Source organism: Nocardioides sp. DN36 (assembly GCF_055380375.1).
In genome coordinates this window covers 4748991-4773463 of sequence record NZ_AP043823.1, presented here as the reverse complement: position 1 = coordinate 4773463, position 24473 = coordinate 4748991, and the positions used below count along the sequence as shown (strand labels likewise).

At 72.3% G+C, this 24473-nt stretch carries 23 protein-coding genes; 10 read left to right on the top strand and 13 right to left on the bottom strand.

Annotated elements, in window-relative coordinates; genetic code table 11:
• Positions 1-19: 19 nt before the first annotated feature.
• Positions 20-1423 carry an NAD(P)H-hydrate epimerase gene (locus ACZ43H_RS23975; protein ID WP_464586986.1) on the bottom strand — a complete coding sequence of 468 codons (1404 nt, stop codon included), beginning with the start codon at positions 1421-1423 and terminating at the stop codon, positions 20-22.
• Positions 1424-1582: 159 nt separating this feature from the next.
• Here ACZ43H_RS23975 and ACZ43H_RS23970 point away from each other — a divergent pair, with 159 nt between their 5' ends.
• Positions 1583-2071, top strand: coding sequence for a hypothetical protein (locus tag ACZ43H_RS23970; RefSeq protein ID WP_464586985.1), 489 nt, complete (start codon positions 1583-1585; stop codon positions 2069-2071).
• A gap of 30 nt (positions 2072-2101) precedes the next feature.
• Here ACZ43H_RS23970 and ACZ43H_RS23965 read toward each other — a convergent pair whose 3' ends face one another.
• Both ACZ43H_RS23965 and glmS read right to left on the bottom strand, forming a co-directional pair.
• On the bottom strand, positions 2102-2455 hold the full coding sequence (locus tag ACZ43H_RS23965) for a holo-ACP synthase (RefSeq protein WP_464586983.1): 354 nt from the start codon (positions 2453-2455) through the stop codon (positions 2102-2104).
• A gap of 8 nt (positions 2456-2463) precedes the next feature.
• Positions 2464-4308: a glutamine--fructose-6-phosphate transaminase (isomerizing) gene (gene glmS / locus ACZ43H_RS23960; RefSeq protein WP_464586981.1), complete on the bottom strand. Its 1845-nt coding sequence runs from the start codon at positions 4306-4308 to the stop codon at positions 2464-2466.
• 66 nt (positions 4309-4374) lie between these two features.
• Here glmS and coaA point away from each other — a divergent pair, with 66 nt between their 5' ends.
• On the top strand, positions 4375-5361 hold the full coding sequence (coaA, locus tag ACZ43H_RS23955; protein WP_464586980.1) for a type I pantothenate kinase: 987 nt from the start codon (positions 4375-4377) through the stop codon (positions 5359-5361).
• A 16-nt stretch (positions 5362-5377) separates the two neighbouring features.
• On the opposite strand, the gene ACZ43H_RS23950 is transcribed toward coaA, so the two are convergent.
• The 6 genes from ACZ43H_RS23950 to rplM all read right to left on the bottom strand — a co-directional run bounded on the left by ACZ43H_RS23950 (position 5378) and on the right by rplM (position 11517).
• Positions 5378-6136 carry a DUF8017 domain-containing protein gene (locus tag ACZ43H_RS23950; RefSeq protein WP_464586978.1) on the bottom strand — a complete coding sequence of 253 codons (759 nt, stop codon included), beginning with the start codon at positions 6134-6136 and terminating at the stop codon, positions 5378-5380.
• Between the two features lie 10 nt (positions 6137-6146).
• Positions 6147-7850, bottom strand: coding sequence for a PP2C family protein-serine/threonine phosphatase (locus ACZ43H_RS23945; protein ID WP_464586976.1), 1704 nt, complete (start codon positions 7848-7850; stop codon positions 6147-6149).
• A 247-nt stretch (positions 7851-8097) separates the two neighbouring features.
• Positions 8098-9102: a GNAT family N-acetyltransferase gene (locus ACZ43H_RS23940; protein WP_464586974.1), complete on the bottom strand. Its 1005-nt coding sequence runs from the start codon at positions 9100-9102 to the stop codon at positions 8098-8100.
• A 63-nt stretch (positions 9103-9165) separates the two neighbouring features.
• The gene (gene glmM / locus ACZ43H_RS23935) at positions 9166-10515 is read right to left on the bottom strand and encodes a phosphoglucosamine mutase (protein WP_464586973.1); all 1350 of its coding nucleotides are present in this window, start codon (positions 10513-10515) and stop codon (positions 9166-9168) included.
• 21 nt (positions 10516-10536) lie between these two features.
• Complete coding sequence (gene rpsI, locus ACZ43H_RS23930; RefSeq protein ID WP_379184504.1) at positions 10537-11055, bottom strand: 30S ribosomal protein S9; 519 nt, start codon at positions 11053-11055, stop codon at positions 10537-10539.
• Between the two features lie 18 nt (positions 11056-11073).
• Positions 11074-11517 (bottom strand): 50S ribosomal protein L13, encoded by a 444-nt coding sequence (rplM, locus tag ACZ43H_RS23925; RefSeq protein WP_379184506.1) that lies wholly within the window; start codon positions 11515-11517, stop codon positions 11074-11076.
• Between the two features lie 247 nt (positions 11518-11764).
• Between rplM and ACZ43H_RS23920 the strand changes: the two genes are divergently transcribed.
• Both ACZ43H_RS23920 and ACZ43H_RS23915 read left to right on the top strand, forming a co-directional pair.
• Entirely contained in the window at positions 11765-13054 is a 1290-nt protein-coding gene (locus ACZ43H_RS23920; protein ID WP_464586970.1) for a citrate synthase, read from the top strand.
• Positions 13055-13071: 17 nt separating this feature from the next.
• Positions 13072-13728 carry an HAD family hydrolase gene (locus tag ACZ43H_RS23915; RefSeq protein ID WP_464586968.1) on the top strand — a complete coding sequence of 219 codons (657 nt, stop codon included), beginning with the start codon at positions 13072-13074 and terminating at the stop codon, positions 13726-13728.
• A gap of 118 nt (positions 13729-13846) precedes the next feature.
• Here the strand turns inward: ACZ43H_RS23915 and ACZ43H_RS23910 are convergent, their stop codons facing one another.
• Together ACZ43H_RS23910 and ACZ43H_RS23905 are read right to left on the bottom strand one after the other, a co-directional pair.
• Entirely contained in the window at positions 13847-15418 is a 1572-nt protein-coding gene (locus ACZ43H_RS23910; protein WP_464586966.1) for a long-chain-fatty-acid--CoA ligase, read from the bottom strand.
• Between the two features lie 39 nt (positions 15419-15457).
• On the bottom strand, positions 15458-16684 hold the full coding sequence (locus ACZ43H_RS23905; protein WP_464586964.1) for an MFS transporter: 1227 nt from the start codon (positions 16682-16684) through the stop codon (positions 15458-15460).
• Positions 16685-16748: 64 nt separating this feature from the next.
• Here ACZ43H_RS23905 and ACZ43H_RS23900 point away from each other — a divergent pair, with 64 nt between their 5' ends.
• Both ACZ43H_RS23900 and ACZ43H_RS23895 read left to right on the top strand, forming a co-directional pair.
• Positions 16749-17315 (top strand): MarR family winged helix-turn-helix transcriptional regulator, encoded by a 567-nt coding sequence (locus ACZ43H_RS23900; RefSeq protein ID WP_464586962.1) that lies wholly within the window; start codon positions 16749-16751, stop codon positions 17313-17315.
• Positions 17312-18571: a S1C family serine protease gene (locus tag ACZ43H_RS23895; protein ID WP_464586960.1), complete on the top strand. Its 1260-nt coding sequence runs from the start codon at positions 17312-17314 to the stop codon at positions 18569-18571. Before ACZ43H_RS23900 ends, ACZ43H_RS23895 begins: the two co-directional genes overlap by 4 nt.
• Positions 18572-18691: 120 nt before the next feature.
• Here ACZ43H_RS23895 and ACZ43H_RS23890 read toward each other — a convergent pair whose 3' ends face one another.
• Together ACZ43H_RS23890 and ACZ43H_RS23885 are read right to left on the bottom strand one after the other, a co-directional pair.
• The gene (locus tag ACZ43H_RS23890) at positions 18692-19726 is read right to left on the bottom strand and encodes an N-acetyltransferase family protein (RefSeq protein ID WP_464586958.1); all 1035 of its coding nucleotides are present in this window, start codon (positions 19724-19726) and stop codon (positions 18692-18694) included.
• Entirely contained in the window at positions 19723-21432 is a 1710-nt protein-coding gene (locus ACZ43H_RS23885; RefSeq protein WP_464586956.1) for an ABC-F family ATP-binding cassette domain-containing protein, read from the bottom strand. The genes ACZ43H_RS23890 and ACZ43H_RS23885 overlap by 4 nt, the downstream gene beginning before the upstream one ends.
• A 147-nt stretch (positions 21433-21579) precedes the next feature.
• Between ACZ43H_RS23885 and ACZ43H_RS23880 the strand changes: the two genes are divergently transcribed.
• From ACZ43H_RS23880 to ACZ43H_RS23865, 4 genes are read left to right on the top strand one after another with little or no spacing between them, the layout of a single operon-like run.
• The gene (locus ACZ43H_RS23880) at positions 21580-21834 is read left to right on the top strand and encodes a hypothetical protein (protein ID WP_464586954.1); all 255 of its coding nucleotides are present in this window, start codon (positions 21580-21582) and stop codon (positions 21832-21834) included.
• A gap of 1 nt (position 21835) precedes the next feature.
• Complete coding sequence (locus ACZ43H_RS23875) at positions 21836-22747, top strand: FAD:protein FMN transferase (protein WP_464586952.1); 912 nt, start codon at positions 21836-21838, stop codon at positions 22745-22747.
• A complete protein-coding gene (locus tag ACZ43H_RS23870) occupies positions 22744-23307 on the top strand; it encodes a ferric reductase-like transmembrane domain-containing protein (RefSeq protein WP_464586950.1) in 564 nt (187 codons plus the stop codon). Before ACZ43H_RS23875 ends, ACZ43H_RS23870 begins: the two co-directional genes overlap by 4 nt.
• A complete protein-coding gene (locus ACZ43H_RS23865) occupies positions 23304-24461 on the top strand; it encodes an NADH-ubiquinone oxidoreductase-F iron-sulfur binding region domain-containing protein (protein WP_464586949.1) in 1158 nt (385 codons plus the stop codon). The genes ACZ43H_RS23870 and ACZ43H_RS23865 overlap by 4 nt, the downstream gene beginning before the upstream one ends.
• Positions 24462-24473 lie beyond the last annotated feature (12 nt).

Genomic DNA, 24473 nt, shown 5'->3' with positions numbered 1-24473 from the left:
CCGGCCCGCCCGGGGCCGCTCAGTCGCGGGACGGGAGGTGCCGCACGACCTCGGCGACGTGCTGCGCGACCTCGCCCGCCACGATCGGCCCGCCCCGCGAGGCCAGCGTCGCTGCCGCGCCGTGCAGCCAGGAGCCCACCGACGCCGCGTCGAACGGTTCCAGGCCGGCCGCCAGCAGGGCGCCGACGAGCCCGCCGAGGACGTCCCCGGCGCCCGCGGTCGCGAGCCACGGGACGCCCGTCATGGTGACCCGGACCCGGCCTTCCGGCGCGGCGACCAGCGTGTGCCGACCCTTGAGCAGCACCACCGCGTCGAACGTGTCAGCGGCCAGGCGGGCGTGCAGCAGCGGCCGCGCCTCGACCTCGGACCGCTCCGTCTCGAGCATCGCCGCCAGCTCGCCGGCGTGCGGGGTGAGCACTGCCGGGACGCCCAGCCTCCCGCGGACGTGCGCCAGCGCGTCGGCGTCCACGACCACCGGGACCTGGTCCGCGACGGCGTCGGCGAGCTCGCGACCGGCCGCGTCGCCACCTCCGGAGCCGATCACCCACGCCTGCACCCGGCCCTCGCCCACCACCTCGGGGTGGGCCTGGCGGACCCGGTCGGCGACGGCCCGGTCGCCGACGTACCGCACCATGCCGCAGAGGCCGGTGTCGGCGCCGGCGATGCTGAGCAGGCCGGCGCCGGGGTACGCCGCGGAGCCGCACCGGATCCCGACCACGCCGCGGGTGTACTTGTGCGCGTCCGACCGCGGTCGTGGGAGCAGGGCGGCGACGTCCGCGGGCTGCAGCGCCTCGACGGGCGCCGGTGGCAGGTCCAGCCCGATGTCGACGAGGTGCAGCACGCCGCAGGCAGCCGCGGCGGGGTCGACGAGGTGCGCCACCTTGTGGGTGCCGAAGGTGACCGTCAGGTCGGCGCTGACGTGCTCGCCGGCGAGCTCGCCGGTGTCGACGTCGACCCCCGAGGGCGTGTCGACCGCCACGACCGGCACCCCGCGGACCGCAGCCAGCGCCTCGACGGCCTCCTGCCGCAGCCCGCCCCGACCGCCGATCCCCACGATGCCGTCCACGACCACGTCGGGTCGTGCGGGTGAGGGTGCGCCCCGGTGCACGCTGGGCCGCACGACCCGGCCGCCCGCGGCCCGCAGGGCCTCGACCCCGGCCTGGTGCGCCCTGTCGGAGAGGAGCCAGGCCTCCACCGAGCAGCCGCGCCGCGCCAGCAGCACCCCGGCGTACAACGCGTCGCCGCCGTTGTCGCCGGACCCGACGAGCAGCAGCACGCGACGGCCGTACGCCGAGCCGAGCAGGTCGATGACGGCGTACGCCAGGCCCGCGGCCGCCCGCTGCATCAGCGTCCCCTCGGGCAGCGTGGCCATCAGCGCCGCCTCGGCCTCCCGCACCTGCTCGACGGTGTGTGCGCTCCTCATGCCGCCAACCTAACCGGGTCCTCTTGGGTCGCCGTCCGCAACCACGTCGCGGCACAACGATGGGCAGAGCGGACCCCACGCGTCGTCAGCACGACGACAGGTCCGCTCTCCTGGGACCAGTGGCTGTGGCTGGCCGTGCTCCACGCCGGCCCCAGGAGCATGATCGGCGGCCTCACCGCCGCGGCGCACCATGGCCTGACCGGCTGGGAGCGGGACACGGTGACCGTGATCGTCGACGACGAGCTGCGACCGCTGCGTCGGGCGCAACCGTTCCGGGCGACGCTCGGCGACGTGGCGGGCGGGTCCCAGTCGGGCGCCGAGCTCGCCGTGTGCGCGATGTGCCGACGGTTCGGCATTCCCCTTCCTGACCGGCAACGCTCACGGGTCGACCTGGCAGGAAAGCGACGCTGGACGGACTGCGAGTGGGACCTCCCGGACGACACGACCCTGGTGCTCGAGGTGGACGGGACCTTCCACATGGAGGTCCGTCAGTGGGGCGATGACCTGGGACGCGCGCGCCGGATCACCACTCGCCGGCGCATCGTCGTCCGCTGCACGGCCTACGAGCCACGACACGAGACCGAGGAGGTCGCGATCGACCTGATCGCGCTCGGGCTACCGGGTCGTGTGCCCGACAACGCGGCATAGCGCGTCCTCAGGCACACGACTCGTCATCTCCTAGCTCTCGAGCACCACCATCGCGGAGGCGATGCCCGCGTCGTGGGAGAGCGACAGGTGGACCGAGGCGACGCCGAGCTCGGTGGCGCGGGCCAGGACGGTGCCGCGGAGGTCGAAGCGGGGGCGTCCGGACTCCTCCGAGACCACCTCCGCGTCGTGCCACGCCATCCCGACCGGGGCGCCCAGCGCCTTGGCCAGCGCCTCCTTCGCGGCGAAGCGGGCGGCCAGCGACGACGGGGAGCGGCCGACCTCGTGCGGGGTGAACAGCCGCTCGCGCAGGCCGGGGGTCCGGGTCAGCGACTCCTCGAAGCGCCGGATGTCGCAGACGTCGATCCCGACCCCGATGACGGCCACCGGGCGTCCTACTCGACCGTGACGGACTTGGCGAGGTTGCGCGGCTGGTCGACGTCGTGACCCAGCGCGGTCGCGAGCTCGCACGCGAACAGCTGCAGCGGGACGACCGCCACGAGCGGCTGCAGCAGCACCGGCACCTTCGGGAGCCGCAGCAGCACGTCGGCGTACCGCGCGATCGACTCGTCGCCCTCCTCGGCCAGGCAGATGGTCCGGGCGCCACGGGCGCGCACCTCCTGGATGCCGCTGAGCATCTTGTCGCGCAGCTGGTCGCGCCCCTGAGGGGGTACGACGCACAGCACCGGCAACCCGTCCTCGACCAGCGCGATCGGGCCGTGCTTGAGCTCCCCCGCCGCGAAGCCCTCGGCGTGCAGGTAGGCCAGCTCCTTGAGCTTCAGCGCCCCCTCGAGCGCGACCGGGTAGCCCGCGTGCCGCCCCAGGAACAGCACCGACCGGGCTCCGACGTGCTCGCGGGCGAGCGCGTAGACCGCCTCGTCGTCGTCGAGCACCCGCTGGACGTGGGCCGGCATCGAGTCCAGCTGGTCCATGATCTCGGTGATCTCGTCGCCGTACCGGGTGCCCTTGACCTGGGCCAGGTAGAGCGCGAGCAGGTAGCAGGCGACCAGCTGGGTCAGGAAGCCCTTGGTCGAGGCGACCCCGATCTCCGGGCCGGCGTGGGTGTAGATGACGGCGTCCGACTCGCGCGGGATGGTGGACCCGTTGGTGTTGCAGATCGCCAGCACCTTCGAGCGCTGCAGGCGCGCGTGCCGGATCGCCTGGAGCGTGTCGGCGGTCTCGCCGGACTGGCTGATCGCGACGACCAGGGTCGAGTAGTCGAGGATCGGGTCGCGGTACCGGAACTCCGAGGCGAGCTCCACCTCGACCGGGATCCGGGTCCAGTGCTCGATGGCGTACTTCGCGACCATGCCGGCGTAGAACGACGTCCCGCAGGCGATGATGATGATCTTGTCGATGTCGCGCAGCTCCTCGTCGGAGAGCCGCATCTCGTCGAGGTGCAGCGCCCCGGAGGGGGTGCGCCGCCCGAGCAGCGAGTCGGCGACGGCGCGCGGCTGCTCGTAGATCTCCTTGCGCATGAACCAGTCGCGGCCGTCCTTCTCGGCGGCCGACAGGTCCCAGTCGACGTGGTAGCGGCGGCCCTCCGCGGGCGTGCCGTCGAAGCCGGTGACCGAGACGCCCTCGCGGGTGATCGTCACGACCTGGTCCTGACCCAGCTCCATCGCCTCACGGGTGTGCTCGATGAAGGCGGCGACGTCGGAGCCGAGGAAGTTCTCGCCCTCCCCGAGGCCGACCACGAGCGGGGAGTTGCGCCGAGCCGCGACGACCCGCGAGGGGTCGGCGGCGTCGAGCGCGACCAGCGTGAAGGCTCCCTCGAGGCGGCGGCAGACCCGCTGCATGGCGACGGTGAGGTCGGCGCCGTCCTCCAGCTCGAGCTCGAGCAGGTGGGCGGCGACCTCGGTGTCGGTCTCCGAGCGCAGCTCGTGCCCGGCGTCCTCCAGCTCGGCGCGCAGCTCGAAGAAGTTCTCGATGATCCCGTTGTGCACCAGCGCCAGCCGCCCGTGGCGGCCCAGGTGGGGATGGGCGTTGGCGTCGTTGGGGGCGCCGTGGGTGGCCCACCGGGTGTGGCCGATGCCGGTCGTCGAGGCGACCAGCGGCTCGTCGACGATCGCCTTCTCGAGGTTGGCCAGCTTCCCGGCACGCTTCTGCCAGGAGACGCTCCCGTCGTCGGTCAGGGCGATCCCCGCGGAGTCGTAGCCGCGGTACTCCAGCCGCCGCAGACCCTCGATCACGACGTCCTGCGCCTGCTTCTCGCCGACGTAGCCCACGATTCCGCACATGGGCGCCACTGTATCGAGCGGGAGGCCGTCCCCGACGGGCGCACGGCGACTGCAACAATCTCCCGCATGTCTGGCAACGGCGGGGGCCACCACGGTGGTTCCGAGGACGCCGGCCGCGAGTCCTCGCCGTACATCGAGCTGGACCGTTCGGCCTGGGCCGCCCTCGCGCAGGAGACCGAGAGCCCGCTCACCCCGGAGGAGATCCGGCGGCTGCGGGGCCTCGGCGACTCCCTCGACCTCGAGGAGGTGCAGGAGGTCTACCTCCCCCTCTCCCGCCTGCTGAGCCTGTACGTCGAGTCCGCGGGCCGCCTGCACCGCCAGCAGGAGGACTTCCTGCACCGCCGGGTGCCGCCGCGCACGCCGTTCGTCATCGGCCTGGCCGGGTCGGTCGCGGTCGGGAAGTCCACGACGGCCCGCGTGCTGCAGCAGATGCTGGCCCACTGGCCCGAGCACCCCAACGTCGCGCTGGTCACCACCGACGGCTTCCTCTACCCCAACGCCGAGCTCGAGCGCCGCGGGCTGCTGCAGCGCAAGGGGTTCCCGGAGTCCTACGACCGGCGGGCGCTGCTGCGGTTCGTCGTCGACATCAAGTCCGGCAAGGACGAGGTCGAGGCGCCGACGTACTCCCACCTGGTCTACGACGTCGTGCCCGACGAGAAGGTCGTGATCAGCCGGCCGGACATCGTGATCATCGAGGGGCTCAACGTCCTGCAGCCCGCTCGGGTCCGCGACGACGGCCGCACCGGCCTCACCCTGAGCGACTTCTTCGACTTCAGCGTGTACGTCGACGCCGGCACCAGCCACATCCGCAGCTGGTACGTCGAGCGGTTCCTGCGGCTGCGCGAGACCGCCTTCCGCGACCCGGGCTCGTACTTCAGCCGGTACGCCGCGCTCAGCGAGGAGGAGGCCGTGGCCGAGGCGGAGCGGATCTGGGACACGATCAACGGCCCGAACCTGGTGCAGAACGTCCTGCCCACCCGGTCACGGGCGACCTTGGTGCTGCGCAAGGACCGCGACCACTCCGTGCGCTACGTGCGGGTGCGCAAGCTCTGAGCCGCGGGCACCGGGCTCACGCCACCGCCCGGTGCAGGGTCGAGATGATCTGCTCCGCGAGGTCGTCGTCGAGCGTCCCGGGAGCGTCGAGGTCGCGGACCATCACCAGGTTGGCCACCGCCTCGCCCGTGTCGAGGCTGACGATCGCGAACTCCACGGCCGGCGGGTCGCACGGGCCCGGGTCGCTGAGCGTGATCCGGGACGTGGAGCGCACCGCCGAGGAGCCGTCGGCCAGGGTGATCTCCTCGGTCCGCACCGGCGTGTGCGGGCTGGAGGTGCGCAGGTCCTCGTTGAGCGAGATCGCCGCCACCCAGTCCTTCGCCAGGTCGGTGTTCGCCTCCCGGGCACCCATCCCGGTGGCCGAGCGGGTGAACCCCACGAAGCCGCGGTTGGAGCTGGCGCTGCGCTTCTTGCAGTAACCGTCGCGGAACACCGCCGGGCCGTTCACGCCCACCGCGGGGTCGCCCTGGCGGTCCACGTAGTAGACGACCGTGTCGCTGCTCTCCAGGCTCCACCCTGCCGCGCTGGCCGGCACCTCGAAGAGCGCGTTGTCCCCACGGTCGCCCACGACGAACTGGCCGTCGTCGAAGACGTGGACCTTCTCGACCGTGCGCGAGGTGGTGGGCTCGCTCGGGCCGGGTGTGCCGCCGCCGTCGGTCGAGGCCGAGGTGGACCCGCCTCGCTGGGTGTAGGCCGCCACCGCCGTCACGGTGGTGCCGAGCACCGCCACCACGGCGAGCACGGCGAGCAGGGAGGCGAGCCGGAAGCGATCCATGCTGGCGGTTCTACCCGAGCCGCGCCGCGCCAATCCCCTCGGGGGTCGGTCCGTGTGGAGCAGCCATCGACCCGGCTCGTCGGAGTGCGAGGACGGCGATGTCGTCCTCGGCGTCCTCGGACCGCAGTGTCCTGACGGCGTGGGTGACGAGGTCGGCGACGGGACGGTGCGTCGACTCGGCGACGGTGTCGGCGAGCCGGCGCATCCCGGTGTCGATGTCCTCGGTGCGGCGTTCGATGAGGCCGTCGGTGAAGCACAGCAGCGTCGACCCGGCGGGCATGGTGAAGGTGGTGGACGGGTAGTCGGTGACTCCGGTGCCCAGCGGCGGTCCGGTGGCGACGTCGACGTAGCTCGTGCCGTCAGCGGTGAGGAGCAGGGGCGGGAAGTGCCCGGCGTTGGCGACGGTCACTTCGCCGGTGCGCCAATCGCCGATGCCGACGATGGCGGTGGCGATGTGGCCGTCTGCGGAGTTGTCGAACTGGCGTGAGCACTCGTCCAGGGCGGTGGCGGCGGTGTCGCCCCGGAGCAGGTAGGCCCGCAGCGTGAACCGGGCCGCCGCCATCACCGCGACCGCGTCGACACCTCGACCGGAGACGTCGCCGACGATGAACGCGAAGTGGCTCTGGTCGAGGTCGATGAGGCCGTACCAGTCACCGCCGATGTCGACTCCGCGGGTGCCGGCGACGTAGTCGACCGCCACCTCGAGCTGGGGGATGTCGGGCAGCGCCGGCGGCAGGAGGGCGCGTTGGAGACGCTCGGAGAGCTCTCGCTCCTGGCCGTACATCGCTTCGACCTGGTCGTAGAGGCCGGAGACGGTCGCTGCGTCGTTCTCGGCCTTCTGGCGGCGTCGGACGAGCTGCTGGGCGGTGAGGGCAGCAACCACGGTGAGGAGGGTCCCGCCGATCAGGAGCAGCAGCGGGAGGCGGTGGCTCAGCGAGGAACCGAGGCTGTGGCGCGGTGAGGTGACGACGGTGAGGACGTTGTCGCCGAAGGGCACCACGGTGGTGGCGGTCCGGCCACCCAGCGGCAGTGTCGATGGGTCGACGTTCGTCGTCGTCATCGCTGCCAGCGTGGTCTGCGGACCGAGGTAGATCGCGTAGCGCAGGTCGGCGAAGGCGGGGTTGCTGTCGACCGGGGAGCGACGGTTGACGGGGATGGCGCGTTCGGCGTGGACGACGCACCCGGAGCCCGGGTCGGCCAGCGCATAGGCGATGCGCCGCTGGGTGCCGACGCTCACCGCTTTCACCGTGGAGGTCGACTCGCGGAAGGCGGCATCCAGGTAGGCCTGCGTCGCAGCATCATCGGGCCCGGTCGCGGGAGCTGAGCCGACGGACGCGATCTGGACCAGTCGACCGCCCCGTCGCTGCCAGATGGAGGCGGACACGAACACCTTGCCCGGTCCGACCGAGGCCGCCATCGCCTTCTCGAATGCCCCCGGATCCGCGGACCCGGCCACCGACTGCACCGTCAGCGCAGTCCTCAGCGGGGCCTGGATCCCGACGATGGTGCTCGAGAGCACCGCACCGACCTGCCTGGTCTGCACCTCCAGAAGTCGCTGCTCGGTGTTGCCGTCCACCCGGAACGCCGCCCATGCGGACGAACAGGTCAGCACCATCCCGACGGCACCGATGAGTGCGGCGACCCGCCACGGACGCCGCACCCGCGCGTGCGCGTCGTCCGCACCGCCGAGAACCGCCGTCCGGTGCTCAGCCATCGCGCACCTGACGATGCCGGCGCAGTCCAGCGAACTGGGAAGCGAGGTCACGAAGCGGCTCGGGCACGTGTCCCTCCTCGGCTTGATCTGGGTCAGGACCTCAGCATCTCGGCGCCGCGGCGAAGCACATTTTAACGATGCGCGGCCGCACTCACGCGGAGTTCGTCGAATCACGATGATCGGCCCTGCGCCGCGACATCCGGTCAGCGCGAACGACCGGCGCCGCAGCGCGGAAGCGACAGCCGGATCAGAGGAACTTCCGGACGTCGAGGCAGCGCTCGACCACGCGGTAGCCGAGCCGTTCGTTGACGGCGTTCATGGAGACGTTCACCCCGGCGTTGCCGGTGTCGACGTGCGTGCACTCCGGGAACATCGCGCGCACCTTCCGGTGGGTCAGCAGCTTCATGCCGAGACCCAGGCGGTGCCCCCGGTGGCCGGGCAGCACGAGGGTCCCGCCCACCGAGGCACGCCGCGGGTCGGCGCGGTGGACGCGCACGTCGGAGAACCCGCACAGGCGGTCGTCGGGGTCCACGGCCAGGCCGTAGACCAGCACCCTGCCGGCGCCGATTGCCCGGCTCTCCTCGTCGCGGACCCGCTGGGGGGTCCATTCGGTACGCCGCAGGTCGAGGTCGCCCGTGGGCACCTCGCCCAGGAACGCCGAGAGCAGCAGGCAGAAGTCCTCGATCCGCTCCTCGGGCAGCCGCTCCACGGCCAGCTCGAGCCGGTAGCTCCCCAGCGCCGCCTCCACCTCGCGGTCGAGGGCGTCCCAGGCGGCCGGCGCGGTCGCCAGGTCCACCAGCTTGGTCTCCTCGAGGCTGCCCACCTCGAAGCCCGTCGCGGCGGCGAAGAGCGACCCGGGGCTGTCCTCCCCCACCGGGGCGTAGGCGCTGGCCATCATCGTGGTCCGGCCGGCCCCGCGGGAGCGGACCTCGGCCGCCTCGAGCAGCACGCTGCCGATGCCCCGGCGCCGGTAGGCCGGGGGCACCCACACCGTCACCTCGGCGAGGTGGGTGTTGTCGAAGCCGTAGAAGAAGAGCCGGCCGGCCCCGACCACCTCGCCCTCGCCGTCGCGGGCGAGGGTGAGCACCAGCCGGCCGTCCGTGCGCGGGACGGGGAGCTTGCGCCGGGTGACCTCCCAGGTCGGCCACGCGTCGAAGGCCCGGTCGCCCTCGGCGGCGCGGGCGGCCTCCCACCAGGCCCGCAGACGAGCCTCGTCCGAGGGGTCGATCTCGACGATCTCGGTGTCGGTCATGGCTCCGGAGCCTAGGCAGCCGGAGCCACGACGGCGACCGGGTTTCCCGCGGCCTGCCGGGGCTCAGAGGGCCAGCTGGGCTCGCACGACCTCCGCGAGCCGACCGGCCACGGCGTGCGCCTCGTCGTATGTCCCGGCCTCGACCATCACGCGCACCAGCGGCTCGGTCCCGGACGGGCGCAGCAGGATCCGGCCGCTGTCACCGAGCGCGGCCTCCTCCTCGGCGAGGGCAGCGGCGAGCACGGCGTCCTCGTCGGCGCGGGCCTTGTCGACGTTCGGAACGTTGACCAGGACCTGCGGCAGGCGGGTGACCACCGACGCGAGGTCCTGCAGGCTCTTGCCGGTCGCGGCCACGCGACCCAGCACGTGCAGGGCGGTGAGGATGCCGTCGCCGGTGGTGGCGTACTCGCTCATGATCACGTGGCCGGACTGCTCGCCCCCGAGGGAGTAGCCGGAGACCTTCATCGCCTCGAGCACGTAGCGGTCCCCGACCTTGGTCTGCCGGACCCCGATCCCGGCCGCCTTCATCGCGTGCACGAAGCCGAGGTTGCTCATCACGGTGGCGACGACCGTGTTGCGGGCCAGGTGGCCGCTCTCGGCGAGCCCGAGTGCCAGGATCGCGAGGATCTGGTCACCGTCGACGACCTCGCCGTCGTGGTCGACCGCGAGGCACCGGTCGGCGTCGCCGTCCAGCGCGAAGCCCGCGTCGGCGCCGTGCTCGAGCACCGCCTTGCGCAGCGGTTCGAGGTGCGTGGACCCGCACCCGTCGTTGATGTTGAGCCCGTCGGGCTCGGCGTGGATCGGAATGACGGTGGCACCGGCCTCGCGCAGGGCGCGCGGCCCGGCGTCGTACGCCGCGCCCTCGGCGCAGTCGAGCACGACCGTGAGGCCGTCGAGGCGCTGGCGCAGCGTGGAGTCGAGGTGGGCGGCGTACTCCTCCACCGCGGTCTCGTGCGGACGCACCCGGCCGACGGCTCCGCCGACGGGGCGGTCCCAGTCCTCGTGGAGGTGGCGCTCGATCTCCGCCTCGATGGCGTCGTCGAGCTTGAGCCCGCCGCGGGCCAGGAACTTGATCCCGTTGTCGGGCATCGCGTTGTGGGACGCCGACAGCATCACGCCGAGGTCGGCGCCCAGGGCGCCGGTGAGGTAGGCGACGCCGGGGGTGGGCAGGACGCCCAGCAGCAGCACGTCGACGCCCGCGGACGCGAGGCCCGCCACGACGGCGGCCTCGAGGAACTGGCCTGAGATGCGCGTGTCCCGGCCGACGACGGCGAGCGGGCGGTGGCCCTCGAACTCGCCCCGGTCGGCCAGGACACGGGCGGCGGCAACGGAAAGGTCCAGGGCCAGCTCAGCGGTCAGATGACCGTTGGCCAGGCCCCGGACCCCGTCCGTGCCGAAGAGTTTGGGTGACATGCGGCCCAAACTATAGAAGCGTCAGCGCTTGCTGAACTGCGGTGCCTTGCGGGCCTTCTTCAGACCGGCCTTCTTGCGCTCGATGACGCGGGCGTCACGCGTGAGCAGCCCGGCCTTCTTGAGCGAAGGACGGTTCGCCTCGACGTCGACGGCGTTCAGGCAGCGGGCCACGCCGAGGCGCAGGGCGCCGGCCTGGCCGGTGATGCCACCGCCGTGGATGCGGGCGATGACGTCGAAGCGGCCCTCGAGCTGGAGGTTCGCGAACGGCTCGTTCACGACCTGCTGGTGCAGCTTGTTCGGGAAGTACGAGTCGAGCGTGCGGCCGTTGACGGTCCACACGCCGGTGCCCGGGACGATGCGGACGCGGGCGACGGCCTCCTTGCGGCGGCCGGTGGCCGCAGCGGGGGCGATGGTCGCGGGGCGCTGCGGGGCGTCGGCGGACGGCGCGCTCTCCGAGCTGTAGGCGATGCCCTGCTCGTTGGTCTCGAAGGTCTCCTCGACCTCAGTGCTCTCGGTGGTCTCAGCCACGGTGTTCCTCACTCAGTCTTTCGTCGCGGATTACTGGGAGACCTGGACGATCTCGAAGGGCGTGGCCTGCTGGGCCTGGTGGGGGTGGTTCGGGCCGGAGTAGACCTTCAGCTTCTTCAGGATCTGCCGACCGAGGCGGTTCTTGGGGAGCATGCCCCAGACGGCCTTCTCGATCGCCTTGCGGGCGTCCTTCTCCAGAACCTCGCCGATCGGGGTGGCCGAGAGGCCGCCCGGGTAACCGGAGTGGCGGTAGGCCATCTTCGTGGTCTTCTTGGAGCCCGAGAGAGCAACCTTCTCCGCGTTGACGATGATGACGAAGTCACCCATGTCCATGTGCGGTGCGAAGGTGGGCTTGTGCTTGCCACGCAGCAGGTTGGCGGTCGTCACGGCGAGGCGGCCGAGGACCACGTCCTCGGCGTCGATGACGTGCCACTGGCGCTGGATGTCAGCGGGCTTGGGGCTGTACGTACGCACGGCTGATCAACTTTCTTCGTTCGTCGGGCCCGGCGGGTCGGCCCCGTCGGGTGGTGGTGCGGCGGCTTCTGACGAACACGGCCCGGCTTGCCGTTCTGAGGCTTCCGGGACTGCCCCTCGACCGCACAGCAGTTGGTCGGGGAGCGGCAGGAGTCGCGACCGTCAAGAGTACGGGCACGCGTCCGCGCGGGTCAAAATACGGGGACCTGGATTCGCCCCGCCCGGCGGAGCGGACTAAGTTGGCCCGGTGACTGATTCTCTCACCGTCCGTGACAACCGCACCGGAGCGGAGTACGACGTCCCGATCCTCGACGGCACCATCAAGGCCGCCGACATCGGGAAGATCAAGGCCGGGGACGACGAGCCGGGCCTGGCGGTCTACGACCCGGGCTTCGTGAACACCGCGTCCTGCCGCAGCGCCGTGACCTACATCGACGGCGAGAAGGGGATCCTCGAGTACCGCGGCTACCCCATCGAGCAGCTGGCGGAGAAGTCGAACTTCCTCGAGGTCGCCTACCTCCTGATCCACGGCTCGCTGCCGACCAAGGCGGAGTACGAGGCCTGGGTCCACGAGATCACCTACCACACGTTCGTCCACGAGAACGTCAAGAGCTTCATGGAGGGCTTCCGCTACGACGCCCACCCCATGGGCATGCTGATGGCTTCGGTGGGCGCGCTGTCGACGTTCTACCCGGACGCGCGCAACATCTCCGACGGCGACAACCGGCACATGCAGATCGTGCGGATGATCGCGAAGATGCCGACCCTGGGCGCCTGGTCGTTCCGCCACGCGCAGGGCAAGCCGTTCGTCTACCCCGACAACGAGCTCGGCTACACCGCGAACTTCCTCTCGATGCTGTTCAAGATGAGCGAGCGCAAGTTCGAGGCCGACGAGCGCCTGGTCAAGGCCCTCGACGTGCTCTTCATCCTGCACGCCGACCACGAGCAGAACTGCTCGACCAACGCGGTCCGCTCGGTCGGCTCCTCGCAGGTCGACCCGTACTCCGCGGTGGCCGCGGGCGTCGCCGCCCTCTACGGCCCGCTGCACGGTGGCGCCAACGAGGCGGTGCTGCGGATGCTGCGCCGCATCGGCAGCAAGGAGAACATCCCGTCCTTCATCGAGGGTGTGAAGAACGGCAACGAGAAGCTGATGGGCTTCGGTCACCGGGTCTACAAGAACTACGACCCGCGGGCCAAGATCATCAAGAAGGCCTGTGACGACGTCTTCGAGGTCACCGGGGTCAACCCGCTGCTCGAGATCGCCCAGGAGCTCGAGAAGATCGCGCTCGAGGACGAGTACTTCGTCAAGCGCAAGCTCTACCCCAACGTGGACTTCTACTCGGGCCTGATCTACGAGGCCTTCCAGTTCCCGCCGGAGATGTTCACCGTGCTCTTCGCGATCGGCCGCACCCCGGGCTGGCTGGCCCAGTGGCACGAGCTGGTCCAGGACAAGGAGCAGAAGATCGCCCGGCCCAAGCAGATCTACACCGGCGACCGCACGCTGGAGTTCGTGCCGGCCTCCGAGCGTTGGGCCTGAGCACGAGCGGCCTCGACGTGACGACGACCCCGGACGGTTCCCCGTCCGGGGTCGTGCCGTCTGCCCCGTCCGGAGTCGTCTGGGACGTGGGCAACGTGCTCGTCGACTGGGACCCGTACGCCGCGATCGCGGCCGGCGTGGGGCCCGCGGAGGCGGCCCGCTTCCGCGACGCCGAGGACTTCGACTTCATGGCCTGGAACCACGGTCCTGACTCCGGCGGGACATGGGACGACGCGGAGGCCGCGGTCCGGCGTACGCACCCGCACTGGGTCGAGCACGCCCTGGCCTACCGGGCCAACTTCTCCGACTCGCTGGTCGGCGAGGTGCCGGGCAGCGTCTCGCTCCTCCGCGAGCTGCACGCGGCGGGTGTCCCGATGTGGGGACTGACCAACTGGTCCCACGAGCTGTTCCCCCATGGGCCGGCGAAGTTCCCGTTCCTGCGCGAGCTGCTGCGCGAGGTCTTCGTGTCCGGCACCGAGGGGGTCGCCAAGCCGGACCCGCGGATCTTCGAGATCGTCGCGACCCGGACCGGGCACGCCCTCACCGACCTGGTGTTCGTCGACGACCGCGAGGAGAACGTCGCGGCCGCCGCCCGAGTGGGCATGCGAGCCCTGGTCTTCACCGACGCCGACTCGCTGCGCAGGGCCCTGCGCGCCCACGGCCTGCCCGTCTGACGGGGTCGCGCGGCCGGTGTCGGAATCACCGGTGGACCGGCGACTCCTGATGTTCTCAGGCGTTGCAACGGCTGAGAACGTCAGGGACCACCGGTGGACCGGTGACTCCGACACGGGCTCACACGATGGTGCGGTCGTGCCCCTGCCAGTACGGCGCGCGCAGCTCGCGCTTGAGGATCTTGCCGGTGGGGTTGCGCGGCAGCGCCCCGATCACGTCGACCGAGCGGGGGCACTTGAAGTGCGCGAGGTGCTCGCGGCAGTAGACGATGAGCTCCTCCTCGGTGGCGGAGGTGTCCGGCTTCAGCGACACCACGGCCTTGACGACCTCGCCCCAACGGTCGTCCGGGACGCCGATGACCGCGACCTCCATGACCGCCGGGTGCTCGGCGAGCACCCTCTCGATCTCGGGTGAGTAGATGTTCTCGCCACCGCTGATGATCATGTCCTTGAGCCGGTCCTCGACGAACACGAAGCCCTCGGCGTCCACCTTGCCCATGTCGCCGGTGCGGAACCAGCCGTCCTCGGTGATGACCTTGGCAGTCTCCTCCGGCTTGCCGAGGAACCCCTTCATGAGCTGCCGGGTGCGCAGCCAGATCTCGCCGTGCTCGCCGACGGGCAGGTCCTCGAGGGTCCCCGGGTCGACGACGCGGACCTCCACACCCGGGATGGGCTGCCCCGCCGACGTCAGCCGCTCGGGGTGCTCGGCGTCGCGGTGCGCCTCGGGCATCAGGTGCGTGGCCACACCCGCGACCTCGGTGAGCCCGTAGACCTGGATGAAGTCGGTGTCCGGCCACGCCTCCATCGCCGCCCGCAGCAGGGGCAGCGGCATCGGCGAGGCGCCGTAGGTGTAGGTGCGCAGGGCACCGAACAGCTTCACGGCGTCCGGCCCGGCCTGCAGCACCTGGGCGAGGACGGCCGGCACCAGGAAGGTCCGGTTGGCCCCGCCGAGGATCGCACCGGCCAGCGAGGCGCCGTCCGGCTCGCGGGTCATGATGCTGGGGATGCCGTCGTGGATGCCGAAGAGGACGTACGACGAGCCGCCGACGTGGAAGAGCGGCATCGACACCATGCTCTTGTCACCGGGCTCGAAGACCCAGCCGTCATGGGCGTTCAGGGTGTGCTCGACCATGTTGGTGTGCGTGAGCATCACGCCCTTCGGGTGGCCCGTCGTGCCCGAGGAGTACATCACCAGGCACACGTCCTCGGGGTCCACGTCGTCCGGTCGGGACACCGGCGTCGCGGCCGTCAGCCAGGATTCGTACTGGTCGCCCTCGCCGCCCTCGGGCGTCACCTCGACGACGGTCTCCACGGCGGGCAGCCGGTCGCGGATCTTCTCCACGAGTGGCATCAGCTCGGAGCCGACGAACAGCACCCGGGCACCGCTGTCGTTGACGGTGTAGTCGACCTCGTCCCCGGCCAGGCGCCAGTTGACGATCGCGTTCGCGGCCCCGAGGGACCCCGCGGCCATGCTGATCTCGACGCAGGCGGGGTGGTTCTTGTCGAGGAAGGCCACCACGTCACCCCGGCCGATGCCGAGCGCCTGCAGGCCGCCGGCAGCACGGCGTACCCGCTCGTCCCACTCCGCCCAGCTCCAGGTGCGCCGGCCGTAGGTCATCGCCTCGGCGTCGGGCGTGGTGGCGGCCCAGTGGGCCAGGCGGTCGTCGACGAAGCGGGGCATCGGGGCGGTCATGGGGCGATTGTGTCCGAGGTCACAAGGGCCCACAACCGGTCAGCCGTGGCGGCGGAGCCGGCGTACGTCGGGCGACAGCAGGGCGAGCAGCGACGAGCCGCCCATCACGATGCCCACGACCACCAGCCAGCGGTCGAAGCCGACCGCCTCCGCGACCGGCCCGGTGAGCGCCAGGCCCAGCGGGCGCGCCACGAAGGACCCGACGATGTCGAAGGAGTAGACGCGGGCGAGCTTGTCCTCCGCGACGTTCTGCTGGATGGAGAGGTCCCAGTTGATGCTGAAGATCTCGAGGCCCAGCCCGTGCAGGAACGCGCCCAGCAGCACCGGCCAGAGCTGGTCGGAGAACGCCATCGCCAACGGGAACGCCGCGGTGAGGGAGAGCAGCGCAGTCCCGACGAAGAGCCCGCGCACGGGCCGCCAGCGCAGGCAGACCAGGCCGCCGACCACGAACCCGGCCATCAACGAACCCAGCGCGAGCCCCCAGGCGGAGCGCCCGATCCCGTCGCCCACCACGATCGGGCCGACCACGCCCTGCGCTCCCCCGTAGAAGAGGTGGTAGAGCAGCGCCTGCCCGATGAGCAACCACAGCCAGGTGTGCCGCAGCACCTCGCGCGCCCCCTCGCCCATGTCGGCCAGGAGCGAGGGACGCGTGCCCTCCGGACGAGTGTGCGGGACGCGCAGCAGCGAGAAGCAGAGGGCAGCCAGGGCGTACGTCGTCGCATCGACCGCGATCGCCCAGCCGGACCCGACCGCGGCGACCAGGATGCCGCCGGCCGAGAAGCCCACGACGGCGGCGCTGGTCTGCAGCAGCCGCCGGAGCGCGACCGCGGAGGCGAGGTCCTCGGTCGGGACCGTCAGCCGGGTCATGGCCTGCGACGACGGGCCGCTCAGCGCCGCCAGGCATCCGTTGATCATGCCGATCACCCCGAGGGCGGGGATGCTGGCCCAGCCACCGATGAGCAGGGCCGCGATCAGCGCCTGGGTGGCGGCGCTGGCGGCGGCGGAGCCCTCCATCATCAGCTGGCGGGGCACCCGGTCCCCGAGCACGCCACCGAAGAGCACCGTGACGACCTCGGCCAGCGCGAACGCGGCCACCACCAGCCCGAGGTCGGCGGCGGAGCCGCCGAGGTCGAGCACCGCGAACGCGAGTGCGACCGGCGTGATCGCGTTGCCCAGGGCGCTGGTCGTGGTGCCGGTCGCCAGCAGCCGGAAGTTGCGGGAGCGCATCGGGCCGCGCCGGGCCGGCGCGGTCTGCATCGTGGTCATGGCGCACATTTAATTCGCTGGCGAACTATTCGTCAACGAATTAGTTCGCACTAGGGTGGGCCCCATGGACGAGCCGCAGGACTGGACCGACCACCACGTCGCCCGCTGGCGCGACCACTGGGTCGACATCACCTTCGACGACGACACCGAGGCGATCGTCACCCGCATCGCCCGGCTGACGCGTCACCTCAAGCAGGTGCGGCGCGAGACCGCGGTCCGCACGGGTCTCCAGGACTTCGAGTACGACACCCTGCACCGCCTGATGATCAGCGAGACACCGGGCACCGCCAATCCGTCCGCCCTCGCCGAGGACCTCGGACTGAGCGGGGCGGGCATGACCGGCCGCCTCGACGGGCTCGAGCAGGCCGGCTGGATCAAGCGCACCCCCTCCCCCGTGGACCGCCGGCGGGTGGAGATCGAGGTGACCCGGGCGGGTGCCGAGATCTGGCGGCGCGCCATGGACCAGCTCGGTGCCGAGGAGACCGCGCTGGTCGGCGTCCTGACCCCGGCGGAGCGGGTCGCGCTCAGCGGGCTGCTGAAGAAGATGACGCTCGCCGCGGAGGCTTCTTCAAAGACCCCCAGCGACGTCTCAGGTCCGTCACAGGCAGGGACGACATCCTCGGAGGCATGACCGACACCCCCTCCACCCCGCCCCCGGGCGAAAGGCCGACCACCCCTCCGCCGTACGCGCCGCCGTACCCCATGTCCCCCTCGGGCGGGCCGCCGCCGGCACCGCCCGGAGGTACGGCGACCAAGCGGCGTCCGGCGCGGTCGGCCCTCGTGGCCTCCGTGGTGGCGACCTCCCTGCTCGTGGGCGGGGCGGCGGGGGTGGCCGGTGCGGCCGCCTGGGACCAGTGGGGCTCGAACGGCTCCGACACGGCCGCCTCCCCCACCGCGCGCACCACCTCGCAGGTCGTGAGCAGCCCCAGCTCCGCGGCCCCGGACGGCTCGGTCCAGCAGGTGGCCCAGGAGGTCCTGCCGTCGGTGGTGAAGATCGACGTCACCGGCCCGCAGGAGGCGGGGTCCGGCTCGGGCATCATCCTGAGCTCCGACGGCCAGATCCTCACCAACAACCACGTGGTCGAGATCGCCGGCGACTCCGGGACCATCTCGGTCTCCTTCAACGACGGCACCTCGGCGAAGGCGAAGGTCCTCGGCACCGACCCGCTCACCGACACCGCGGTGATCCAGGCCGAGGGCGTCAGCGGCCTGACCCCGGCCACGATCGGCAAGTCCGCCGATCTCGCCGTCGGCCAGGGCGTGGTCGCGATCGGCTCGCCGTTCGGGCTCGAGTCCACCGTGACCAGCGGCATCGTCAGCGCGCTCAACCGTCCCGTCGACGTCGGGTCGGACGCCCAGGGCAACAGCACGACGTACCCCGCCATCCAGACCGATGCCGCCATCAACCCCGGCAACAGCGGCGGACCGCTGGTCGACCTGCGCGGCCACGTCGTGGGCATCAACTCCTCGATCCGGACCTCGAGCTCCTCGGGCGCCGAGCAGGGTGGGTCCATCGGCCTGGGCTTCGCGATCCCCATGGACGAGGTGATGCCGATCGTCGACCAGATGGCCAACGGCGAGACGCCGACCCACGCCCGGCTGGGCATCTCGGTGTCCGACCTGTCGAGCAACAGCAGCGCCGACGTCTCCGAGGGCGCGCAGGTGGGTGAGGTCACCAGCGGCTCCACCGCCGACAAGGCCGGGCTCCAGCGGGGCGACGTGATCACCAAGGTCGACGACGCGCAGATCACCGGCGCCGACTCCCTCGTCGCGACGATCCGGTCCTACCGCCCGGGTGACGAGGTCACGCTGACCTACGTCCATGGGAGCGACACCAAGACCGTGAAGCTCCAGCTCGACTCCGACTCCACGGCGTCGAACTCGTAGGCACACGACTCCCGGGGCGTTGGTGAGAGGCGCCCCGGGCAGGCCGGGCCCCGGCGACCGCACGGTCCGTCTCCCGATCGGTCGCCGGGGCCCCGCACCCTGTCGTGCCGGGGCGACCGGTCAGCCCAGGCGCTTCTGGAACTCGCCGAGCCAGGCGACGGGTGCGAAGCCGAGACGCTCGTTGACGCCGATCATGTGGCTGTTGACCTCGGCGTTGTACGTGGTCAGCTCGGTCAGGTCGGGCCGCTCGGACTGGAGCAGCCGCAGGTTGGCGACCTTCACGGCCAGCCCGAGCCGGTGCCCGCGGGCGTCGGTGCGCACCAGGGTGCCCCACTGGTAGGCCTTCCCGGGCTCGTGGACGGTGGTCGCGATGTCGGTGTAGGCGACGACCTCCCCTGCCCGGTCGAGGGCCGCGGTGTTGTACTTCCGGCGCCCCTGCCTGGCCAGCAGGTCCTCGGCCTCCCGGACGACGGCCGGGTCGACGTGCTCCGCCTCGCGCTCCATCTCCCCGGTGGGCGCCTCGGTCATCAGCGAGCCGGACAGGCGTGCCCACCCCTCGACCAGGTCCTCGGGGACCGGCCCCTCCCAGGAGCGCAGGGTGTACGCCGCGTGGTGCCGGCCGGCCTCCGCGGCCAGCGTGTCGAGCAGGTCGGTGGCGACCGGGAGCGCGAGCCGGCGCTTCACGTCGGCCAGCCCCAGCCGGAACCCGCGGCTCCTGGCGAACTCCGGCCCGGCCTCCCCGGCGCCCTCGGCCCCCGCCGACCAGCCCCAGACGGTCTCGGCGTTGAGCAGCGTCCGCCGCCGGTCCCGTGCCTCGCGCTCGAGCCGGTCCAGCATCGCCGAGCCCAGCCCGCGGCGCTGCTGTCCCGGGTCGACGTGGACGGTCATCGTGGCGCTGTCCCGGTTGTCGAGGAGCGGCGTCGAGAGCTGGCCGACCACGGCCACCCGTCCGTCGACACGGCCCACGAACCCGCCCAGCCAGCGGCTGGCGCCCTGCTCCTGCATCGAGACGCGCACCTCCTCGCGCATCCACGGCGAGGCGATGTCGCCCAGGGCTCGCTCGGCGGCGAGGTAGACGTCGTAGAAGGCGTCGAAGTCGCCGGCGTCGTGCGGGTCCAGCGCCTCGATCACGAGCCCGTGGGCCTGCACGCTCATCGGACGCGTTCCACCCTTCCCTCGTCCCAGACCGGTCCGGGAGCCTCGTAGACCTCGCCGTCCGCGCCGTAGACCAGGAACCGGTCGAAGCCGCGGGCGAACCAGCGGTCGTGGGTGACCGCCAGCACCGTGCCCTCGAAGGCCTCGAGGCCTTCCTCCAGCGCCTCGGCCGACTGCACGTCGAGGTTGTCGGTCGGCTCGTCGAGGAGCAGCAGGGTCGCGCCGGAGAGCTCGAGCAGCAGGATCTGGAAGCGCGCCTGCTGCCCGCCCGAGAGCGAGTCGAACTTCTGCTCCGCCGCGTGCGCGAGCTCGTAGCGGTCGAGGACCCTGCTGGCCTGCTCGCGTCCCATGCCGTCGCGGTGCTGATCACCCCGGTGCAGGATCTCCAGCAGCGTCCGGCCGACCAGCTCGGGGTGCTCGTGGGTCTGCACGAACCACCCCGGCCGCACCCGGGCGCCGAGCTTGGCCTTGCCGGTGTGGTCGACCGGCGCCACCGCGACCTCGCCGACGGGCTGGTGCTCGACGTCGGGGTCGGACCCGCCGGCCGCCAGCAGGCGCAGGAAGTGCGACTTGCCGGAGCCGTTCGAGCCGAGCACGGCGACGCGCTCGCCGTACCAGACCTCGAGGTCGAAGGGCTGCATGAGGACCCCCGGCCCGGAGGGCCCGTCGACCCTGAGCTCGAGGTCCTCGCAGACCACGGCACGCTTGCCGGTGCGACCGCCCTTCAGGCGCATCTTCACCTGCTGCTCGCGAGGCTGCTCGGTGGGCGGCCCGGCCTCCTCGAACTTCCGCAACCGGGTCTGGGCGGCCTGGTACCGGCTGGCCATCCCGTCGTTGTACGCCGCCTTCTGCTTGTACATCAGCACCAGGGCCTTGAGCTTCGCGTGCTCCTCGTCCCACCGCTTGCGGAGCTCCTCGAAGCGCGCGAAGCGGTCGCGACGCGCCTCGTGGTACGACGCGAAGCCCCCGGGGTGGGTCCACACCTGGTTGCCCGCACTCCCGAGCTCGACGGTGACCACCCGGGTCGCGGTGTTGTTCAGCAACTCCCGGTCGTGGCTGATGTAGAGGATCGTCTTCTCGGACTCCCGGATCCGCTGCTCGAGCCACATCTTCCCGGGCACGTCCAGGAAGTTGTCGGGCTCGTCGAGCAGCAGCACCTCGTCGGGACCGCGCAGGAGCAGCTCGAGCACCAGCCGCTTCTGCTCACCCCCCGAGAGGGTGCGCAGCTCGCGGTACTTCGCCCGCTCGTAGGGCACGCCCAGGCCGGCCATCGTGCACACGTCCCACGTGACCTCGAGGTCGTAGCCCCCGGCGTCGGCGTACTCCGCGAGCGCCCCGGCGTAGGACATCTGGGTCAGCTCGTCGTCGGTGTCCATGAGGGCACGCTCGCAGCGGTCCACCTCGGCAGCCGCGGCACGGACCCGGGGCGGGGAGACCGACAGCAGCAGGTCGGCGACCGTCGGGGACTCCCCCAGGCCGGCGTTGACCATCTGCCGCATGACCCCGAGCCCGCCGGTGCGGGTGACCACCCCGGCGTGCGGGACCAGCTCACCGGTGACGATCCTCAGCAATGTCGTCTTGCCCGCTCCGTTGGCGCCGACGAGCGCGACCTTGGCACCCTCACCGACCCGGAACGACACGTCGTCGAGGAGCACCCGACCGTCCGGCAGCTCGTAGCGCACCCCGGCGACATCCACGTGACCCACGTCGAAGGATTCTCCGCCACCCGAGGGTGTCGGGGCATCCCGTTTACGGGTCATCGGCAGGAGCGACACGGAAACCCGATGCCTGCTCACAGGGAGCGCACAGCGTTCGCGCCCATCGTGGAGGAAGACCAACCAGAGGAGCACCCCATGACCCACGACCGCACCGCCAGCCTCCGTCGCACCGCCCGCGTGCGCCGATCGCTCCTGGTCGGCGCCGTCACCGCCTCGCTGGGCGTGACCGCCGCCTGTGGGGTCGCCGCCCAGCACGCTGCGAGCACGGGCGTGGGCACCGGCACGGGCTCCGGCTCGACCACGAGCGGCACCAACCACCGCTCGCAGGGGACGACGACCCTCCAGCAGGGCACGTCGGGCACCAGCCACGCGACGTCGAGCGGGTCCTGACATGGAGGCCGCACGCGACTGGGACCTGTGGAGCACCCGGGCCCGCCTCGTCGTCACCGAGCCCGCCGCCATGGAGCCGGCGCTGGTGCTGGTCGACGACCTGCTCGACGAGGTCGAGCGGGCCGCCAGCCGGTTCCGCCCCGACTCCGAGGTGAGCACGCTGTGCCCCGGGCCGGACGGGACCGTGCTGGTCTCGCCCGTGCTGGCCGACCTGCTCGGCGAGGCGCTGGAGGCGGCCCGGCGCACGGACGGAGCGGTGGACCCCACCATCGGCGCCACCCTCTCGGCGCTCGGCTACGACCGGGACATCCGGCTGGTCGAGAGCGGACCCGGCCTGGTCGCCCTCGTCCGGCCGGTCCCCGGCTGGCGCACCCTGCGACTTGCCGGCCGGCGGCTCGGGCTGCCGGACGGCATCGAGCTCGACCTCGGCGCCACCGCGAAGGCGGTGGCCGCCGACCGGGCGGCCTCGCTCGTGGCGCAGCGGCTCGGCGTCGGCGTGCTGGTCAGCCTGGGCGGGGACATCGCCACGGCGGGTCCTGCCCCGGCCGGCGGCTGGCAGGTCCGCGTCCAGGACACCGACCGCGACCCCGCCGCCCAGGTCGCGCTCCCGGCCGGCAGCGCCCTCGCGACCTCCAGCACGGTACGCCGCACCTGGCGTCGCGGCAGCGAGACGCTGCACCACATCGTCGACCCCCGGACGGGACGTCCGGCCGACCCGGTCTGGCGCAGCGTCAGCGTCGCGGCGACCACCTGCCGCATCGCCAACGCCGCCGCGACCGCCACCGTCGTCAAGGGCACGGCCGGGCTCGGCTGGCTGGGCGCCCAGGGGCTGCCGGCGCGCCTGGTCGACCGCAACGGCGCCACCCACCTGTGCAACGGCTGGCCGGACGAGCCCGAGGGTGAAGCGGCATGAACGAGGCATTCTGGGCGCTGGGCAGGGGCACCGGCATCGTCGCGCTGGTGATGTTCACGATCGCCCTGGTCATGGGAGTTGCCACCCGGTCGGGCCGCTCGGTGGGCGGCCTCGGGCGCTTCGGCGTCGCCGACGTGCACCGGACCGCCGCGCTCACCGGCACCGGCCTGGTGGCGGTGCACGTGGGCAGCCTGTTCCTGGACCCGTACGCACAGCTGCACCTGGTCGACGTGCTGTTCCCGTTCCTGGGCGGTTACCGACCGCTCTACCTCGGCCTGGGCACCCTGGCGGTGGACCTGCTGGCGGTCGTCACCGTCGTCAGCCTGCTGCGCCAGCGGGTGGGCCCGCGGGTCTTCCGGGCCGTCCACTGGCTCACCTACCTGCTGTGGCCGGTCGCGCTGGTCCACGCGCTCGGCACCGGCACCGACGCCGGCTCGGTGTGGATGACCGGCCTGGCGGCGACCTGCTTCGCGGCCGTCACCGCCGCCGTCGGCTGGCGGCTCCTCCCGTCGTACGGCGACCGCGGCCGCACGCGCACCCCCCGAAAGGTCTCCCGATGAGCACCCTCACCCACGTCGACACGCGCCGGCTCCTCGCGGAGCCGCCGGCCGACACCCTGCCCGCCCTCACCCTCGACCGGCTGCTGGCGCTGGTCGAGGAGTCCGGCCTGACGGGCCGGGGAGGGGCAGGGTTCCCGACCGCGATCAAGGTGCGCGCCGTCACCGAGGGGCGGGCTCCGGTCGTGGTCGGCAACGCCATGGAGGGCGAGCCGTTGAGCCACAAGGACGCCGTGCTGCTCACCCGGGCGCCGCACCTGGTGGTGGACGGCCTCGCCCTGGTCGGGCGGGCGCTGGGCGCACACGAGGCCGTCCTCGCGATCGGGCCGGAGATCCGTCCCGACGCCGCCGAGCGGGCCGCCCGGGCGCGCAGGGTCAGCGTCGCCCGGCTGCGGGGCGGCTTCGTCGCCGGTCAGGAGTCGGCCCTGGTCAACCAGCTCGACGGGCGTCCACCTGTCCCCCGCGACCCGCTGGTGCGGGTCACCACGAGGGGGGTCGGCGGTCGACCCACGCTGGTCCTCAACGCCGAGACGCTCGCCCAGCTCGCGCTGCTGGCCCGGCACGGCGTCGCCTGGTTCCGCGAGGCGGGCACCCCCGAGGACCCGGGGACCTCCCTGTTCACCGTGAGCGGCGCGGTCGCGCACCCGGGAGTCGTGGAGGCGGCCCGCGGCAGCCGGCTCGCCGACGTGCTGGCCGCGGCGGTCCCGGTCGACCCGGTCGCGGTGCTCGTGGGCGGCTACCACGGGGCGTGGCTCCCGGCGAGCGCTCTCGACACACCCCTGAGCAACCCCGACCTGCGGCCGTGGGGCGCCTCGGTCGGCGCGGGGATCCTGCACGTCCTCGGTCGCGGCAGCTGTCCGGTCCGGGCGGCGGCCGGCATCGCGGCGTACCTCGCCGGCGAGTCCGCCGCGCAGTGCGGTCCGTGCATCAACGGCCTGCCGCGGATGGCGGACGCGCTGCGGCGGCTCGCCGACCTCGCGCCCGATCCCGGCCTGCCCGCGGAGATCGACCGGCTGCGGCTCCTGGTCACCGGGCGCGGGGCCTGTGCGCACCCGGACGGGACGGCCCGGATGGTCGCGAGCACGATGCGCGTGTTCGACGAGCACGTGGCCGCGCACCTGTCCGGACACTGCCCGACCGAGGGGGCGCACCGATGAGTAGCCCTGTGT